This is a genomic window from Streptomyces sp. NBC_01431 (genome assembly GCF_036231355.1).
Taxonomy (GTDB): Bacteria; Actinomycetota; Actinomycetes; order Streptomycetales; family Streptomycetaceae; genus Streptomyces.
Genome location: NZ_CP109496.1, coordinates 7,986,629 through 8,003,610, shown reverse-complemented (window position 1 = coordinate 8,003,610; position 16,982 = coordinate 7,986,629). Strand labels below are relative to the sequence as shown.

Below are 16,982 nucleotides of genomic sequence, written 5' to 3'. Positions count from 1 at the left end.
CATCGGATAGGCGGGCACGGCCCCGCCACATTCAGGTGCAGAGGCCGCGCGATAGTCAATTCCGTGAGGCCCGGATCTGGATGCGGATGTCACCGCAGTTGTGGCCAGCGCTTGTTCAGGGATCACGTCTGGGCGTACGTTGCTACCCCCATGGGCACCGAGGAACATCTCCCCTGCGGAAGGCGTCGCTGTTGTCGACGTACGGCGCGTAAACGTAGCCGTAGTTGTACTGCACCTGACCGTTGCTGTAATGCTCCTGGTAAACGTGGTACCACACGTCCCCGTCGTTACCGATGTACTGGCCAGGGCGCCAGCAGTCGGAAGAGACGTAAGCCGGAGCGGTCAGGTCCGGTATCCCCACCTTGAAGCTGGCCGAGGGGTCCTCGTAGACGCCCACCCCGTGGTATCCGTAGAGGGAGATGTCCGTGTTCCCCGCCGCAGACGCCTGGCCCGCCGCTATCCCCAGTCCACTGCAGGTGAGCGCCGCGACTGCCGCGGCCGTCGCGGCGCGGCGTCCGAGCCTGAACCTCATAGTTGCCTCCTGCAATCGACCTGCCGGTCGTTGAAGTTGAGCCAGCCGCAGAGCCTGACGCCGGTCCAAAGGGATGCGCCGGCAGCTTCCGGTGAGACGGAAGCGTTGCAGTCCCTCCGGGCCCTGCGGAGCCGGGGTGCTGCAGCGCCAGCCAGATCGTTGACGAAGCGCCAGGCGTTGACCAGGAAGAATCCCAATGGGCGGCATTCTCCTGACCTTGGCGGCCTGGGCGGTGGCGCCGGTCGCCGCCAGGGCGCCTGTCGCCGGCACGAGGCTCGTGAGGGTGGTCACTAACGTTCTGCGGAATCTCATGGTGTGTCCCCCATCGGTGTTCCCGTTCACGATCGCTGCGTGCGATCCGCGACACGGCGGTTGTCCGGCTTCCATCCGAACCTCGCGGTCCCTCCAGGAGGGCCCGCCGGAGGCTGCCGGCCGAGGCTGGGCCCCGGCCACGGCGGCCTTGGCAGCGGTGGCTGGCGTGACTAGGTTCGGGCCAGTCGACCGGGCGGGTCCAGGGTTTCGGCGCTGCCCGAAAGGATCGGTGAAGCCGCGTGCTGCGCCTGCATTTCACCACCGACGATCTGTTACGGACCCGCTTCGTCACCGCACCCGTGCCCTTGATGGAGGTAGGGCTGGGACTGGCGATGCTGCAGCGCAACGACCCCCGGATGCAGCGGTGGCGCGCCAGCGCGGCGCGGAGGCTGCCGGCGGGGACACGGCAGCTGTTGGAGCTGATCCCGGCAAGTGGGGCCGGGCCGCTGTTCCTGGACCCGATCACCACCACCCTTGATGAAGGACTGGAACTGGTCGCCACCACGCCCGGCTCCTTCGTCCAGGAGGAGTTGGGGCGGGTCACCCACACCTCGAAGCGGTTCACCACCGGGATGCGTCACCTGCTGGAGCACGACCGCGACACCTGGCGCGACCTGACCCGCAACCTGCGCCAGACCCACGCCGCGCTGGCCAGCGAGGAGTGCGGGCCGCGTATCGCGAACTGCCACGCCGCCGACGTGGCTTGGCGCACCCACACCATGGCCACCGCAGGACTGCGGGAGATGCTCGCGGGCCTGTACCCTGGATCACGCTGGGCGGGAGCCGTGCTGGAGATCGACGTGCCCGCCACAACCGACCTCCTGCTGGGCGGCCGGGGCCTGACGCTGCTGCCCTCACCGATCTGGGCCGGCAGACCCTTGGTCGGCGACCACCCCGACGGGTCGACCCTGCTGGTCTACCCGGTCCCCACCCCCTGGCCCCTGCTCACCGAGGACAACGACGGCAGCCCGGTGGCAGCCCTCCTCGGCCGCACCCGCGCAGCCACCCTCACGCTCCTGACCCGGCCCCGCACCACGCGAGAACTCGCCCGCGACCTGGGCATGAGCGAAGCCAGCGCCTCCGAACACGCCACCACAATGCGCGCAGCAGGACTCATCACCTCCCGACGCGACGGCAAGGCCGTCCTCCACCACTGCTCCCCCCTCGGCCTCCAACTCCTCCACGCCTCCCAGCCATAGGACTCGGGTGTGGCCCCTTTGAGGGGACTGAGCCGCCCTGCGTTCCTCGGACAGTGGCGTTGAGGGGTTTCTATGCTGTGGCCTGCAACTCTTCGTACTCGGCGTGCACTTCTGCGGGGGTTCGGTAGCCGAGGCCGGAGTGGAGGCGTTTGTGATTGCAGAACATCTCGATGTATCGGACGATTGCCCGGCGAGCGTGCGCGCGCGTCGGGAACGACGTTCGATGTACAAGCTCATTCTTCAGGGCCCCGAAAAATGATTCGGCCATGGCATTGTCCCAGCAGACTCCGGTGCGGCCGACGGAGGCTCTGAGCCCCAACGAACCGAGTTTCTCCCGGAGTTCACGGGAAGTGTATTGACTGCCGCGATCCGAATGAAATATGCAGCCGTCGGCGAGGTCGATGTTCCGTGCCGTCATGTTGAGTGCGTCCGATATGAGCGACGTCTTCATGTGGTCGGCCATCGCCCAGCCGGCCACGGCCTTGGTGTGACAGTCAATGACCGTCGCGAGATACAGAAACCCAGCCCAGGTGTGAACATATGTGATATCGCTGACCAGTTTACGTCCCGGTGCATCCGCGGTGAAGCCGCGGGCCATCAAGTCGGGCGTGGCCGGCGCCGTTTCATCGGCGATGGTGGTAATCCGCCACGGGCGGGGCTGGCATGGCACCAGACCCAGCTCGCGCATGAGAGCGCGGACCAGCTCCGGCCCGGCCTGCACGTTCATCCGCTCCAGGGCTGCGTGGACGCGCCGGTAACCATAGGTCTCGTGCGAGTCGGCGAACACCCGCTGGATGATCGCCTTGAGCTCTGCGCGGCGCTCGGCGGTTGCCGACATAGGCCGCGAACGCCAGTGATAGAAACCGGACGTGGATACACCCGCCCAGGCGCACATGCGCTGTACGGGGAAACTGTCGGACTCGCCGTCGATGAACTCGCACTTCTCCGTCACCGGTATTCCTGGGCGAAGAAGGCTGCCGCTTTTCCCAAAAACTCGGTCTTCATCCGCAGTTCACGGTTCTCGCGTTCCAGCTCACGCAGGCGAGCACGTTCGCTGATGTTGAGGGACGGTTCCTCGCCTGCGTGCTCCTGCCGGTAGCGGCTGACCCAGGTACCCAGAGTTCCCTCGTTCACCTGGATTTCCCGCGCGACCTCGGCTATCGGCCGGGACTCCACGATCACCATCTTGACTGCCTCGTCCCTGAATTCGGGACTGAACTTCCTACGCTTTGGTGCCACGTGCTCTCTCCACCGTTCCTGACCATGATCCTATCGGGGACCACTGTCCGAGAACTTCGGGGCTGCTCATGGGACGCCTGAGGCTCATTGAGTTGGTACAGCGCGCGTATTCGCGATGTGGCGTATTCCTCTCGGCTCCGGCATCCGTCCTCTGGATCCCGCGTCAGGCCCAGCCCGGTGCCGGTGGGAGCGGCCACGCCGGCGGGGTCGGCAGCGGAAGATCCGAGAGGAGACGCACGTCCGACCTGCGGCCGGCGAGCCAGGCGAGGAGTGCATGGCCAGGGCCGGTAGCGGTGGCACCGGTCGGTCCGAGGGTCCAGGTGCGGTCGAGGTCAGTGGCCCCGATACGGGCAACGGCGAAGCCACGTGCCGCCAGGGCGATGATGCTCTCGTCGAGTGCCCAGGTGACGTAGCCAGTGGGCCAGTCGGTGCTGGTGTAACCGAGGTTCAGGTCGACGTTGTGGGTTTCGAGTTCGCGCCGGGCACGGTGGAGGGTGTACCAGGCCGGGTGTCGCCAGCCTGCGAGGGCGGTGACCAGGGTGGGCCAGCGGTCGGTGGGCATGGCTGTCGCCTCGTCGAGCAGGCGGTCCAGGCTGCGGTCTAGGTCGGCGACGAGGTCGGCGGCGTCGCGCTCGGCACCCTCGCGCAGCGCGCGGTCCAGGGTGGCGGCGTCGGCCCGTGGTCCGGGCTCTGCGCCGGTGCGAGCAAGGGTGAGCAGCCACCGGTAGACGTCGGCGCTGCGGGCGAGGTGGGTGATGACGTGGCCGCGACTCCAGCCTGCAAGCGTGGATGGCTCGCGGGCCTCCAGGTCGGTCAGCGTGTCGAGAGCGGCGCCGAGGCGCGCGGCAGAGCCGCGGACATCGTCCAGGAGGACGGCGAGCTCGGCATGGTCGAGATCGGCGGTGTCGGTCACGGGCCGTTACTCTACGACCCGTTGGCGAGCAGATCGCCGACGGCCGCGATGCCCTCCCTGATGTCTCGTTCGCCGACATTGCCGAAGCCGAGGACGAGTTGCGGTGGCGTGGCGGCGCGCGCGGCGCGGCAGGTGCTCATGCCGTACAGGCCGACGGACCGTGCGCGGGCGGCCGCGACAATGTGGGATTCGTCGGCGCAGGCGGGCAGGTGGACGACGGCGTGGAAGCCCGCGGCGAGGCCGGTGAGCGGGAGTTCGGGGGTGTGTTCGACGAGGGCAGCGAGTAGGGCGGTACGGCGAGCCGCGTAGGTGGCGCGCATCCGGCGCAGGTGGCGGTCGAAGCGTCCGGACTCGATCAGCCTGGCCAGGGCGAGCTGGTCGAGCGTGGGGGTGCCGCGGTCGCTGCGATGCTTCTGGTCGGTGAGCGGTTCGGCCAGGTCCGGTGGGCAGACCATCCAGCCGATCCGCAGGGCCGGGGCGAGGGACTTGCTGACGGTGCCGAGGGAGATGACCCGATCGGGCGCCAGGCCTTGGAGCGCGCCGACAGGTTCGCGGTCGTACCGGAACTCGGCGTCGTAGTCGTCCTCGATGATGATCGCGTCGCGCTCCGCGGCCCACTCGATCAGCGCCAGCCGGCGCTCCGGGGCGAGGGCGACGCCGGTCGGCCACTGGTGGGCGGGGGTGACCACGACGGCGCGGGCATCCGTCGCGGCCAGCGCGTGCACATCGATGCCGTGCTCGTCGACCGGTACGGGAATCGCGCGCAGGCCCGCCGCGGTGGCGGCCGCGTCGATGGTGGCGGGTGAGCCGGGGTCCTCGAAGGCCACGGTCCGCACGCCGCTGTCCGCGAGGACGCGGAGGGCGAGCCCGAGGCCCTGGGCGTAGCCGTTGCAGACGACGATGTGCTCCGGGCCGGCCGCGGCGGCTCGCACCCGGCGCAGGTAGCCGGCGAGGACCTCGCGAAGGTCCGTGCTGCCGCGCGGGTCGCCGTAGTCGAACTGCGTCGTCGGCATGGCGCGGGCTGCCTCGCGGGTGGCCCAGAGCCAGTCCTGGACCGGGAAACCACTCAAGTCCGGTACACCCCAACGGAAATCGGCCACCATGCGCGGGGCCGCGGTGTGCGGCGGCCGGGCGACACCGGGCGACGGCGCGGCACCCGCCGCCACCCGGGTGGCGGAGCCAGGGCGGGTCACCAGGTAGCCCTCGGATTGGAGTTGGGCGTAGCACTCCTGCACCAGCCCGCGCGAGAGGCCGAGCGCGCGGGCGAGTTCCCGGGAGGACGGCAGCCGTTCGCCGACCGCCAGGCGGCCGGTGCGGATGGCATCCCGCAGCCCATACTCCAGCTGCGCGCGCAGCGGTCGACTGCTGGTCCGGTCGACGGCCAGCAGCAGTTCAGGCGGGGAACTGGACCATTCCAGCGGCATGGAACTGGAGCTTACCGGCGATCCGGTCGGGCGCTTAGCGTCCTGCCGTGACCGAAACGCTCCCCTCGACTTCCCCGGCGCTCGCGCCGCGCCCGCCGCTGCTGACACGGCCGTTGCTGCTGCGCTTCGTGTCCATGCTGGGCGCCTCGACCAGCTTCTACCTGCTGCTGTCGGTCGTACCCGCCTACGCCACGGCTGGCGGCGGGAGCGGCGGGACGGCCGGGCTGACCACCGGCGCGCTGATGCTGGCGACGGTGGTGGGCGAGCTTGCGACGCCCGGCCTGGTCAATCGCTTCGGCTACCGTCTGGTGCTGGCTGCCGGGCTGAGTCTGCTGGGCGCTCCTGCGCTGGCACTGACGCTCTCCCGGAGCCTGTGGTGGATCGTCGCGATCTGCCTGCTGCGTGGGCTGGGCTTTGCGTTCACCGTAGTCGCGGGCGGCGCGCTGACGGCGTCGCTCATCCCGGCCGAACGCCGGGGTGAGGGGCTGGCCCTGGTCGGCATCGTCGGCGGCGTGCCCGCACTGGTGGCGCTGCCGCTGGGTGTTTGGCTGGCCGCGCATACGGGCTACGACGTGGTCTTCGCCACTGGGGCCGTGGTCGCGCTCGCCGCGATCCTCGCGGTGCCCGGTCTACCCGACCGGATCCGCGCATCGGGGCGGCCCGTCGGCGTCGCCGAAGGACTGCGCTCGGCCGAACTGCTGCGCCCGGCCGTGGTCTTCGCGGCCACCGCCGTTGCCGCCGGGATCGTCGTCACCTTTCTGCCACTCGCTGTCCCCGCCTCGGCCACGGGACTGGTCGCCGTGGCGCTGTTCGTCCAGCCCGCGGCAGCTACGGTGGCTCGCTGGCTCGCCGGCCGGCGCGGGGACCGGCGCGGCCCCGCCGGTCTGGTGCTGCCCGGCCTGCTGCTGTCGGCCGCAGGCACGCTGCTGATGGCGCTGACCGGCAGCCCGGTGGCCGTCGTTCTCGCGGTCGGCGTGTTCGGGATCGGCTTCGGCGTCACCCAGAACGCCACGTTGGCGCTGATGTACGCGCGCGTACCCGCCGCCGGCTACGGCACCGTCAGCGCGCTGTGGAACTTCGCGTACGACGCAGGCATGGGCGCCGGAGCCATAGCCTTCGGCTGGCTCGCGGCGGGCACCGGTTACCCCTGGGCCTTCGCCCTGACCGGCGCCGCGATGCTTACCGCCCTCGCACCGGCCTGGCACGACCGCCGGGCCGAGGCGCGCGCGGCGCGCGCACCCGCATCGACCTGCCCACCGCCCGAGTGAACGGCTGCCGCCACTCGCAAGGGTGGACAACCATCGGGAAGCGGCCATGAACCGATGCGAGTGTCGACCGCATGGGAGCCTTCGCCGGCGACGACCCGCTGACCGCCCACCAGCGCAAGCAGTGGCGGCGGGGCCCGACCGGCGTCGCGTTCGCGCCCGACGATGCGCTGCCGTTCCGCGACAACGTCGACCACGCCCACCGCCACGACGTCGCCTGCCTCACCAAGCCGGGCGGCCCGGTCTGCTCCGACCAGGTCGAGGCCGCCCTGTCGGCCCTGGGCATCACCCTCGTACGCCCCAGGCACCGGCTTCCACCACTCACCACTCCGACCCCGACCGCGAAGCAGGAGATCACGTGCAGCACTTCGTCCGGCCCCAAGGCAGTCCACCCGTCAACGGCTATAGCCATGCGGTGGCGTTCACCGGACCGACGGTCGCAGTCTCCGGCCAGGTCCCCGTGGACGCCGAAGGCAGAACCGTGGGCGAGTCCGACGCCGCCGCCCAGATTCGGCAGGTCTTCACGAACCTGGGCATCGCACTGCAGGCAGCCGGCGCCCGGTTCCAGGACGTGGTCAAGCTGACTGTCTACCTGACCGATCTGGCCGATCTAGGTGCCTTCCGCCGGATCCGCGACGAGCATCTGGACCCCGCCCGCCCACCGGCCTGTTCCCTGGTGAAGGTTGCCGGACTCGTCCACCCGGCTTTCCGCATCGAGATCGACGCCCTTGCGGTCCTGCCCGCCAATGCGTGAAATCGAAACGGCTCCCGGCCGGGAGCCTCCGTCCGTAACTCCAAGGTTCACCACGGTTGGGGCGGCACGTTCCTCCCACCGGGCCCAGGGCGGCAACCCACTCCACTTCTCCCGCTGCGCCCACACGGAGCTGAGCCGGTGGAACGGTCCCGACCCAAGAACTGAGAGGAGCCCCATCCATGCCCGACTCTCCAGGCCGCGACACGACTCGTGGCAGAGGTGGCTCGTCCGTCGAACCAGGAGGCCTGATGCAGCCCTTCGCCCTGGCGGACAGCAACTCCCCGAGAAGCAGCTCCAGCTGTGCGGCGCCGTGGCCCGAGATCGAGGACTTCCTGCGCACCCGGGGCGCCCACCGGATGCCCCACCCCGGTGGAACGCTCCTGGAACACCTGATCCGCGTCGCGCGACTCCTGAGCGAGTGGGGCGCCGATCCGGTCGTCCAGGTCGCAGGGCTGTGTCACGCGGCCTACGGAACCGACGGGTTCGATCAGACGCTGATGGATGTCACCGAGCGCGGAGTGCTCGTCGAACTGGTCGGCGAACAGGCGGAGGCGCTGGTCCACCTGTACGCGAGCTGCGATCGTGACGTCGTGTATCCGCGGTTCGGCGACGCGCGGCCGGTCGTCTTCTGCGACCGTTTCACTGGCCGGGAGCACACGCCCTCGGACCCAGACGCGCGTGCTTTCCTCGAAATCACGGCTGCCAACGAACTCGACGTGCTGGCGCACGATGCCGACCTGGGCGAGCGCTACGGCCCAGCACTTCAACGTCTGTTCCTCCGCTCGCGCGACCTGTTGTCCGCGGCGGCGTGGGACGCCTGCGTACGGCAGCTCGGCCAGTACTCCTTTGACCCTGAGTCGGGGATCCAGATCACCGGCCTGGACCACCTGGTGCTGACCGTCGCCGACATCGAACGGACCGTCGGCTTCTACGAGCGCGTCCTGGGCATGCACCCGGTCACCTTCGGCGAGGGACGCCGCGCGCTGGCCTTCGGCACCAGCAAGATCAACCTTCATCAAGCCGGCCGTGAACTCCGCCCGCACGCCACTCGTCCGACCCCAGGCAGCGCGGACCTGTGCGTGGTCACCGAAGCACCGCAGGAGCGGGTCCTGGCCCACCTCGCCGCTTGCGGGGTGCCCGTGGAGGAAGGCCCCGTACCGCGAACAGGAGCCCAAGGCCCCGTCGCCAGCACCTACCTGCTCGACCCGGACGGGAATCTGATCGAGATCAGTACCTACAACTGACCTGTCTCGGACCCATGCCTGAAGGCAGCCGTCAACGTGTCGGCGAAGCAGACCACGGTCGTCGTCGACGTGTTGGACCCGAACGGGTGCCGACCCGCGAACTGAGAGGAGCCCCATCCATGTCCGACTCCGGACAGCCCATTGCCGAATCCGTCCCGATTCCGCCCCGCTCGACCGTCGCCGTGCTCGGCCCCGGAGGAGTGGGCGGTTTGCTCGCCGCGCTGCTCTCCCGCGCAGGACACCGCGTGATCTGCCTCGCCCGCGAGGAGACCGCCGGTGCGCTGCGCCAAGAGGGCATCCGCGTCCGCAGCAGGCAGTTCGGCGACTTCACCGCGTCGGTCGACGCGGATACCGTGCTGCGCGAGCCCGTCGACCTGTGCCTGGTGACGGTCAAGAACACCGCACTCGACGAAGCACTCGACCGCATCCCTCCGCAGTGGCTCGCCAACGGTGTGCTGCTGCCGCTGCTCAACGGAGTCGAGCACATGGACGCCCTGCGGGCGCGCTATGGGGACAAGCGAGTCGTACCGGCTGTGGTCCGCGTCGAGTCCGCCCGCACCGCGCCGGGCGTCATCGAGCACGGCAGCCCGTTCGTCGAGATCGACCTGGCCGGTCGCCAGGAGCGGCTCGCCCCACTCGCCGCACTGCTCGCCGGCGCCGGTGCGGCCGCTCGCGTCCTTCGGGACGAGAACGAAGTCCTGTGGGGGAAGCTGGCCTTCCTCGCCCCCTTCGCCCTGCTCACCACGCGCCATCGGCTGCCCATCGGTGGCATCCGGTCCGAGCGGCGGGACGAGCTGACGGCCCTGGTCCAGGAGACCGTGGCGGTCAGCCGGGCCTGCGGCGGGCAGACGGTGGTCGCCGAGGTCCTTCAGCGCTATGGCGCGTTCCCCGCCGACAGCAAGTCGTCTATGCAGCGCGACGCGGCGGCGGGCCGCCCGCTGGAACTCGACGCCATCGGGGGTGCCCTGCTGCGCGCAGCCGAGCGGCACGGAATCCGCGTACCGCTCACGACGCAGCTGGTGACCGAACTCGCGCCCGGCGCGCGGCCCATGACCGGCGCGAGGGACCATGCCCGGGTGCGCCTGAGCTACGACGTCGTCGCCGAGGAGTACCAGAAGCGCATCAGCGGCGAGCTCGTGCACAAACCGCTGGACCGGGCTCTGCTCACGGCGCTCGTCGAAGAGACCGGCAGCGACATGCCCGTCGCGGACCTGGGATGCGGCCCAGGACACGTCACCGCATGGCTCGCGACTCGCGGCGCCCGTCCGGTCGGCATCGACCTCTCCCCCACCATGGTCGCCATTGCCCGACGAGAACACCCCGAGGCGGAGTTCCGAGAAGGCGACCTGCTGCACCTTCCCGCAGCGGACGCCGAGTTCGCCGCGGCCATCGCGCTCTATTCGGTCATCCACCTCGAACCCTCCGAACTGCGCCACGCCTTCGACGAGATGCGGCGGGTGCTGCGCCCGTCCGGCCTGCTTCTCGTCGCCTTCCACCTCGGTACCGAGGTCAGGCACCAGACGGAGTGGTGGGACCACGACGTCGACATCGATTTCCACTTCCTCGCTACCAAGACCGTTGTCGACGCACTGCAGGACGGCGGTTTCACCATCGAGGCACAACTGGAGCGGACGAACTACCCGCAGGAGGCCCAGACCCGTCGGGGATACCTGCTGGCTCGCCGCGCCGCCGACCAGCCAACACGGTGACCAGTTGGGAGCCGAGGACACCGCATAGCGCGGCGTCCTCTTCTGGTCGGGCAACTTGGTAAGCCGTCCGCAGAGCTCCGGGAGGTGGCCGGGTCGCGGCTGCTGCCCACCGGGGCTCGGCAGACGGTGAAACGCCCGGACACCGTCGTTCGTCACCCCGGCCGCTTGCTGAGTAATCGGATCACCATTTCCCAGCCAGCGGAAGCCGCCTTCGTCCACCGCTACGGCCTTCGGCGGTCGCCGCAGCTCGCGCCGTTCCTGCAGACGACCTACGACCGCTGGGACGCCGAAGACCATGACCCCGGCCAGATTCGACCGCTGGACTGTCGGGCGAGACATGCCGCACGGTACCGGGGTGGAGTCGGTGATCCACGCGGTATCGGTCCAGAAGCCGCTGTCGATCGCCAGCTCCCGGATTGTGCGTTTGGCCAGCGGCAGGGCAGAGCGCAGGCGCTTGTTGTAGCCCGACTGCTGCGGCGGGTACGGGAACATGCCGGACAAGCGCTTGCGGGCGAAGCGAAGCCATCGCGCCCGGAGCAGTGGCCGAGCAGAGCCTGGGCCACCGCCAGGCAGACGAGTTCGGAGTCGCTGAGCAGGGGCGGTCGTCCCATCCAGCGCGTTCCTCCGATTTCGTCGTCGATCGTCAATGGAGTGCGGTCAAGAGGATCTCCAAGTCGGGCGTCACAACCGGATCCTGGAGGCCCTCGCCACGTCCGCACGCCGAAACCCCGGTCCCTCACTCGAATGAGTCGGCCGCTCGTTGACCGAATGAGCGTTCTCCAACCTAACGTTGCAGGCCACGGAGCTGGTGTGGGCCGGGGTTGGGGCGCTCGTGCCGGTCGGAGGCGTGATCGGTAACAGGTGATCGTCTGCCGTGTGGCCCTTCTGTCGAGGGATCCGACCGATCTCAGTCGCCCCTTCAGCATCTACGAGCTGCACCAAGACGTCCGCTCCGTCGAACCCATCGACTCCCTCTCTGCCAGCCTTGGGTGAGACATCCCGCTTTGTCGGGTTAGCCTGAGAGGGTGCGACAGGAGAACCACCCCCGTTACCTTCTAGACGGCCTCGATCATGAGGCTCCCGGCCTTCTGGCCCGGTATGACTTTTGCCCCCTATCGACCATGACCCGGGGGGGGTGGTGTCACCGGGTCGGAAGGCGCCGGTAGATCGCTAATAGGGGCAAGAGCGCCGGTCCGCTGGCAACGCTCTTCGTAACGTGGTTGCCGGATGTCGGCGCCGTGCCTTGGCCGGGAAGAACGAACCCTCCCAGGAGGAGTGAAGTGATCGACACCCGCGACGTCGCCGTGTTCCTCGGCCTGGACGTCGGCAAAGGCGAACACCACGCCACCGGCCTCACGCCGGACGGCAAGAACGTGGTCGACAAGCCGCTGCCCAACAGCGAGCCGAAGATGCGGGCCATGCTCGACAAGCTCACGGCGAAGTACGGGAAGGTCCTGGTCGTGGTCGACCAGCCCGCCTCGATCGGCGCACTGCCGCTGGCCGTGGCCCGGGACACGGGCTGCGAGGTCGCCTATCTGCCCGGCCTGACCATGCGGCGGATCGCCGACCTCTACCCCGGCGAGGGCAAGACCGACGCGAGGGACGCGGCGATCATCGCGGACGCCGCCCGCACCATGCCTCACACCCTCCGCTCGATCGAGCTGGACGACGAGACCATCGCCGAACTCCACATGATCGTGGGCTTCGACGACGACCTCGCGGGCGAGGTCACCCGCGTCGCCAACCGGCTGCGCGGCCTGCTCACCCAGATCCACCCACACCTGGAACACGTGCTCGGCCCGCGCATCCAGCACCCGGCCGTGCTCACCCTGCTCGAACGCTTCGGCTCCCCGAAGGCGATCCGCAAGGCCGGACGGCGCCGGCTGGTCACCTTGCTGCGGCCCAAGGCGCCCAGGATGGCCGAGCGCCTGGTCGAGGACATCTTCACCGCCCTGGACGAGCAGACCGTCATCGTCACGGGCACCGACGCGGCCGCGGTGATCGTGCCCAAGCTCGCCAAGAACCTCTCCAGCCTGCTCGATCAGCGCAAGGAACTCGCCGCCGACATCGAGGAGTTGCTCAAGTCGCACCCTCTTTCCGAGCTCCTGACGTCGATGCCGGGGATAGGCGTCAGGACCGGAGCCAGGATCCTCATCGACGTCGGCGACGGGACCGCCTTCCCCACCGCAGGCCACCTCGCCGCCTACGCCGGGCTCGCCCCGGTCACCCGCAGATCCGGGTCCTCGATCCGCGGCGAGAGCCCGTCCCGCAGAGGCAACAAGCACCTGAAACAGGCGTTCTTCCTGGCCGCGTTCGCCGCACTGTCCGACCCGGCCTCCCGGGCCTACTACGAGCGCAAGAAGGCCGAAGGCAAGCGGCACAAACAGGCCCTGATGTGTCTCGCCCGCCGCCGCGTCGACGTCCTGTTCGCCATGCTCCGCGACGGCACGTTCTTCGAACCACAAACCGTCCCCCAAGCCGCCTGAAACCCCACCGATCAACCGGCCCACCCCTTGACGAAAGAGATAGGGGCACCCCCCCCGCAGGGGACGGAGCAAGTAAGCCCGCCTTTCCGCCCCCCGCTGTACCGGCGTTGTCCACCCAGGTCGGCCCCCGCGTCGTCGGCGGCCGCTACGACCACGGCGACGACGCGAGCGCGTAGGCCCTGTCTCACATCCGGTCGTAACGGACTGTATCCGTAAGCGCGGAGAGTGAAGTCAGCTTCCTGACCTGGGGATTCGTTTCCAATGACCTTGGAGTTGAACTCCCGCGTCCGGCGATTGTGCGGCTCCCTCCAGTGCGGCGGCCGTTCCCACGGAAGGGGCACTTCAGCCTCCGGACCTGCGGCTTTGAACCATAGGGCTCGGAGGCCAGACCGCGTTGAGGAGGGATCAGGTGGTGGCCAGCAGGAGGTCTTCTCCGCTTGACGGGCGAAGGCCGTCGGTCCGGTCGGTGAAGTAGCGCTCGGCGAGCAAAGTCCCCGGTACGTGCCGGGCGTCTTTGAAGCCGGCTTCGCGCGCCAGTGCCAGCATCTCCTGCGGGGTGTAGAAGCTGATGAACGGCGTTCCGGATACTCGCGCGCCTTCCTCGCTCGCCCGGAGGCCGCGGCGGTCGGCATCGTCGACAAGTCCGGTCGGCAGCAGGAAGGTCATGGCGAGCGTTGTGCCGGCAGCAAGCCCGGCGATCTGGCGCAGTGTGGCTACGGTGGCGTCCTTGGTGAGGTACATGGTGACGCCGGTGGAGACGACGACCGCTGGGCGGCCGGGATCGAAGCCGGCGGTGGACAGCTGCTCGAACCAGGACGCGCCGGCCTCGAAGTCGACCGGCACCAGGTGCAACCAGTCGGGGATGCCGTAGCCGAGCTCGACCAGGCGGTGGCGCTTCCATGCCTGGGTGTCAGGCTGGTCGATCTCGAAGATGCGCAGGCGGGAGGCGAGCTCCTGCTTGCGCTGGGCGAAGGTGTCCAGACCAGCTCCCAGGATGACGTACTGGGTCACTCCCCGGTCGGCCTGCTCAGCGATCAGATCCTCGATGAAACGAGCGCGGGCAACGATGGCTGCCCGGAACCCGCTGGTGGCCTGCGGGTCCATGTCCGGGCGGTCGCGCCAGTCATCGCCGGGAGCCGCCAGTTGCAGGCCGATCTCGTCCTCAACCACATGCGGGGGCGCGTCGACCTGAAGGTGCATCGCCCGCCACAGGGCGGTCCGCACTGCGGTGTTGTCCGGTGCCTCTGTCTCCTCGTGCGCCATGGTGTTCGCCCTTCGTCGCAGTCAGTTCTTGGCGGGAGCCTGAAGGCTCCACAGGCGCCCGTCGGGGTCGCGGACGGTCATCTCCTTGGTCCCGTAATGCGTGTCCTCGAACGGCGTGACCACCTCGACGACAGGATCGGGACGGAACGCGTCCGCGTCCGGCACCTTCAGCACGATCCGCGTCTGGGGCTCTTGGTCCTCGGGAACCTCGGCGATGAACACGTAGGGACCGCCGCCGTTGCGGAGCTGGCCGGAGTTGTGGTCCGTCGCGAACTCCAGCTCGTACCCGAGCTCCTGGAAGAACTTCGCCGCCTTGCCCCAGTTGTGCGTCGTCAGGAACACGGCCTCGATTCCTTCGGTCGGCATGTCAGGTCTCCTTCTTGGGCGATTGCTGTTTGTTCCCATGGGCGTCGTCAAGGTAAGCGCGCAGCGCGTCAGCGACGAGCGCCGACAACGACATGCCCGACTCGATGGCGCGGTACTTGACCTGCTTGATCAGTCCGATCGGCAGGTACACGTTGAATTGCTTGACTTCCTCATCACTCACAAGCAGATGCTAGCATCCTAGCAAGCTAGATCACCTTGTGCAACGGTACGGCAAACCAACCCGAGCCGGTTTCAGGACATCGGTGTCGATCGGCCAGGGCGGGGTTGATGATGCTCGGCCCCGGATCGAATGGATGCGCGGGCCGTGCCGGCACCGGCCGGACTGGCCTGGCTGGAGGCCGTGCTCATGTCCGAGCCCATGGCCACCGCTGTGAGTGCGCTCGCCGGTGACCGTGCAGACCGGCTGTCGGGACTGTGCGCCTGCCGAGAATGTCATCCATGCTGCTCACGGGCTTGCTTGGTGGTTGCGGCAGGATGATCACTCGTGTTGCTTCGCCTGGCATACCTGACTGTCACCAACGCGTTCGCCGCCCTGCGGCTGCTGCCGATGAGCGACCGGGACAAGGACGTGGAGATCCTCGCCCTGCGCCATCAAGTCACCGTCCTTGAGCGGCAGCTCGGTGCGGACAGGGTGAAGTTCGCTCCGGCGGACCGCGTTTTCCTCTCTGCGCTCCTCGCCCCGCTACCGCGCGAGGTCGTGCGGCGCCTGCGGCTGCTGGTCCGACCGGAGACTGTGCTGCGCTGGCATCGTGACCCGATGAGGCAGCGTCACGCCCGCCTCTGCCGGCCGAAGCGGCCGGGGCACCCGTGTACCGCTCGCTCGATCCGTTTTCTGATCCTTCGCCTGGTTCGGGAGAACCCGTCGTGGGGGTACAGGCGCGTGCACGGCGAACTCGCCGCTCTCGGCATCAAGGTCGCTGCCTCCACCGTCCGGGAGATCCTCAAAGCCGAAGGTATCGACCCTGCGCCCGACCGCACCGCCACCACCTGGGCCGGCTTCCTGCGCTCCCAGGCCAACGCGCTCCTGGCGTGCGACTTCATCGAGACCGTCACCCTGACCGGCCAGCGGCAGTACATCCTCGCGGTCATCGAGCACGCCACCCGCCGCGTCCGCGTCCTGGGCACCACCGCGCATCCCACCGCCCACTGGGCCGGCCAGGCCGCCCGGAACCTGGCCATGGACCTCGAAGATGCCGGAGCCACCGTCAACTACCTGATCCGCGACCGGGACGCGAAGTTCCCAGCTCTCTTCGACCAGATCCTGAGCGACGCCGGCATCCAGGTCGTGCCCTGCGGCATCCGCATACCGCGCATGAACTCCATCATGGAACGCTGGGTGCCGACATGCCGCCGCGAGCTCCTGGACCGGACCTTGATCTGGAACGAACGCCACCTGCGCCAGGCCCTGCGCGAGTTCGAGCACCACTACAACACACACCGGCCCCACCAGGCCATGAACCAGGCGGCACCCCTACGCGCAGTGCCCGAACCGATCACCGATCCCGGCCCAATCGCCCGCCTGGACATACGCCGACACGACCGGCCCGGCAGAACAATCCACGAGTACCGACATGCTGCCTGACCTGGCCGGATGAGATATTCGGCAGGCGCAGGGCTACCAAGCCCTCCTCCGCTGGCGGAAGGAGAACGAAATCACCGGCCTCTATGCCGTCCCGTACGGCCTCGAGACCGAAGTCGGCGTCACCAAAGACTTCCCCCTCGGACGGTGGGTGCACCAGCAGCGCAAGGCGCTGCGGGCCGGGGAACTCGAGGAGCGCCGCAAGACGCTGCTGGACGCGCCGGAGGCCGGGATGGTGTGGGAGCCGGGCGAGGAAGCGTGGGAGGCCAAGCTGGCCGCCTTGCGGTCGTTCCGGCGGACGACCGGACACCTCGCGCCCCGGCAGGACGCCGTGTGGGGCGAGGACGACCAGATGGTCCCCATCGGACAGCACATGGCGAACCTGCGCCGCAAAGGCGGCCTCGGCAAGGACCCGACGCGGGCCGCCGCACGCGCGGCACAGCTGACCGCGATCGACCCCGATTGGAACTGCCCCTGGCCACCCAACTGGCAACGCACTACAAGGTCCTCGCCGACCTCGTCGACGCCGACGGCCACCTCCCCAACATCGCACCCGGCGTCGTCTACGACGGCGACGACCTCGGCAAATGGCTGGCGCAACAGATGGTTCTGTCAGCCAGGAAGGCAGCGCGGGCACAGGTCTCCCAAGTGATCACAGAGCGTCGCAACTCCATGA

Annotated in this window: 14 protein-coding genes and 3 pseudogenes; 9 read left to right on the top strand and 8 right to left on the bottom strand. The window is 68.9% G+C overall.

The window, feature by feature from the left end:
- Positions 1–142 precede the first annotated feature (142 nt).
- Positions 143–532, bottom strand: coding sequence for a hypothetical protein (locus tag OG522_RS36445; protein ID WP_329467298.1), 390 nt, complete (start codon positions 530–532; stop codon positions 143–145).
- Positions 533–1,083: 551 nt separating this feature from the next.
- Here OG522_RS36445 and OG522_RS36440 point away from each other — a divergent pair.
- A complete protein-coding gene (locus tag OG522_RS36440; protein WP_329467297.1) occupies positions 1,084–2,043 on the top strand; it encodes an ArsR/SmtB family transcription factor in 960 nt (319 codons plus the stop codon).
- A gap of 70 nt (positions 2,044–2,113) precedes the next feature.
- On the opposite strand, the gene OG522_RS36435 is transcribed toward OG522_RS36440, so the two are convergent.
- The 3 genes from OG522_RS36435 to pdxR form a co-directional block, all read right to left on the bottom strand.
- A protein-coding gene (locus OG522_RS36435; protein WP_329467296.1) for an IS3 family transposase occupies positions 2,114–3,282 on the bottom strand; the annotation gives its coding sequence in 2 pieces (ribosomal slippage) (positions 2,114–3,030 and positions 3,030–3,282; 1,170 coding nt in all).
- Positions 3,283–3,445: 163 nt separating this feature from the next.
- Entirely contained in the window at positions 3,446–4,195 is a 750-nt protein-coding gene (locus OG522_RS36430) for a maleylpyruvate isomerase family mycothiol-dependent enzyme (RefSeq protein WP_329467295.1), read from the bottom strand.
- 11 nt (positions 4,196–4,206) lie between these two features.
- Positions 4,207–5,619, bottom strand: coding sequence for a MocR-like pyridoxine biosynthesis transcription factor PdxR (gene pdxR / locus OG522_RS36425; RefSeq protein ID WP_329467294.1), 1,413 nt, complete (start codon positions 5,617–5,619; stop codon positions 4,207–4,209).
- Between the two features lie 47 nt (positions 5,620–5,666).
- Here pdxR and OG522_RS36420 point away from each other — a divergent pair, with 47 nt between their 5' ends.
- From OG522_RS36420 to OG522_RS36400, 5 genes and pseudogenes are all read left to right on the top strand, one after another.
- Positions 5,667–6,887: an MFS transporter gene (locus OG522_RS36420; RefSeq protein WP_329467293.1), complete on the top strand. Its 1,221-nt coding sequence runs from the start codon at positions 5,667–5,669 to the stop codon at positions 6,885–6,887.
- A gap of 355 nt (positions 6,888–7,242) precedes the next feature.
- Positions 7,243–7,638: a RidA family protein gene (locus OG522_RS36415; RefSeq protein WP_329467292.1), complete on the top strand. Its 396-nt coding sequence runs from the start codon at positions 7,243–7,245 to the stop codon at positions 7,636–7,638.
- A gap of 248 nt (positions 7,639–7,886) precedes the next feature.
- Positions 7,887–8,882 (top strand): VOC family protein, encoded by a 996-nt coding sequence (locus OG522_RS36410; protein ID WP_329467291.1) that lies wholly within the window; start codon positions 7,887–7,889, stop codon positions 8,880–8,882.
- A 119-nt stretch (positions 8,883–9,001) separates the two neighbouring features.
- Positions 9,002–9,916, top strand: a pseudogene (locus OG522_RS36405) (ketopantoate reductase family protein); the annotation flags it as partial.
- A 15-nt stretch (positions 9,917–9,931) separates the two neighbouring features.
- Positions 9,932–10,591, top strand: a complete 660-nt coding sequence (locus OG522_RS36400; RefSeq protein ID WP_329467869.1) for a class I SAM-dependent methyltransferase — start codon at positions 9,932–9,934, stop codon at positions 10,589–10,591.
- Positions 10,592–10,876: 285 nt separating this feature from the next.
- Here OG522_RS36400 and OG522_RS41355 read toward each other — a convergent pair.
- Positions 10,877–11,276: pseudogene (locus OG522_RS41355) on the bottom strand (IS982 family transposase); the annotation flags it as partial.
- Between the two features lie 595 nt (positions 11,277–11,871).
- On the opposite strand from OG522_RS41355, the gene OG522_RS36395 reads away from it, so the two are divergent.
- The gene (locus OG522_RS36395) at positions 11,872–13,077 is read left to right on the top strand and encodes an IS110 family transposase (RefSeq protein WP_443074799.1); all 1,206 of its coding nucleotides are present in this window, start codon (positions 11,872–11,874) and stop codon (positions 13,075–13,077) included.
- A gap of 405 nt (positions 13,078–13,482) precedes the next feature.
- Here OG522_RS36395 and OG522_RS36390 read toward each other — a convergent pair whose 3' ends face one another.
- The 3 genes from OG522_RS36390 to OG522_RS36380 are packed head-to-tail and all read right to left on the bottom strand — an operon-like array spanning position 13,483 to position 14,887.
- Positions 13,483–14,340 (bottom strand): class I SAM-dependent methyltransferase, encoded by an 858-nt coding sequence (locus OG522_RS36390; RefSeq protein WP_329467290.1) that lies wholly within the window; start codon positions 14,338–14,340, stop codon positions 13,483–13,485.
- 21 nt (positions 14,341–14,361) lie between these two features.
- Positions 14,362–14,706: a VOC family protein gene (locus OG522_RS36385; RefSeq protein WP_329460943.1), complete on the bottom strand. Its 345-nt coding sequence runs from the start codon at positions 14,704–14,706 to the stop codon at positions 14,362–14,364.
- Position 14,707: 1 nt separating this feature from the next.
- Entirely contained in the window at positions 14,708–14,887 is a 180-nt protein-coding gene (locus OG522_RS36380; protein WP_329460942.1) for a CopG family transcriptional regulator, read from the bottom strand.
- A 324-nt stretch (positions 14,888–15,211) separates the two neighbouring features.
- Between OG522_RS36380 and OG522_RS36375 the strand changes: the two genes are divergently transcribed.
- Positions 15,212–16,309: an integrase core domain-containing protein gene (locus OG522_RS36375; protein ID WP_329467289.1), complete on the top strand. Its 1,098-nt coding sequence runs from the start codon at positions 15,212–15,214 to the stop codon at positions 16,307–16,309.
- Between the two features lie 28 nt (positions 16,310–16,337).
- Positions 16,338–16,909, top strand: a pseudogene (locus OG522_RS36370) (helicase associated domain-containing protein); the annotation flags it as partial.
- Between the last annotated feature and the right edge of the window lie 73 nt (positions 16,910–16,982).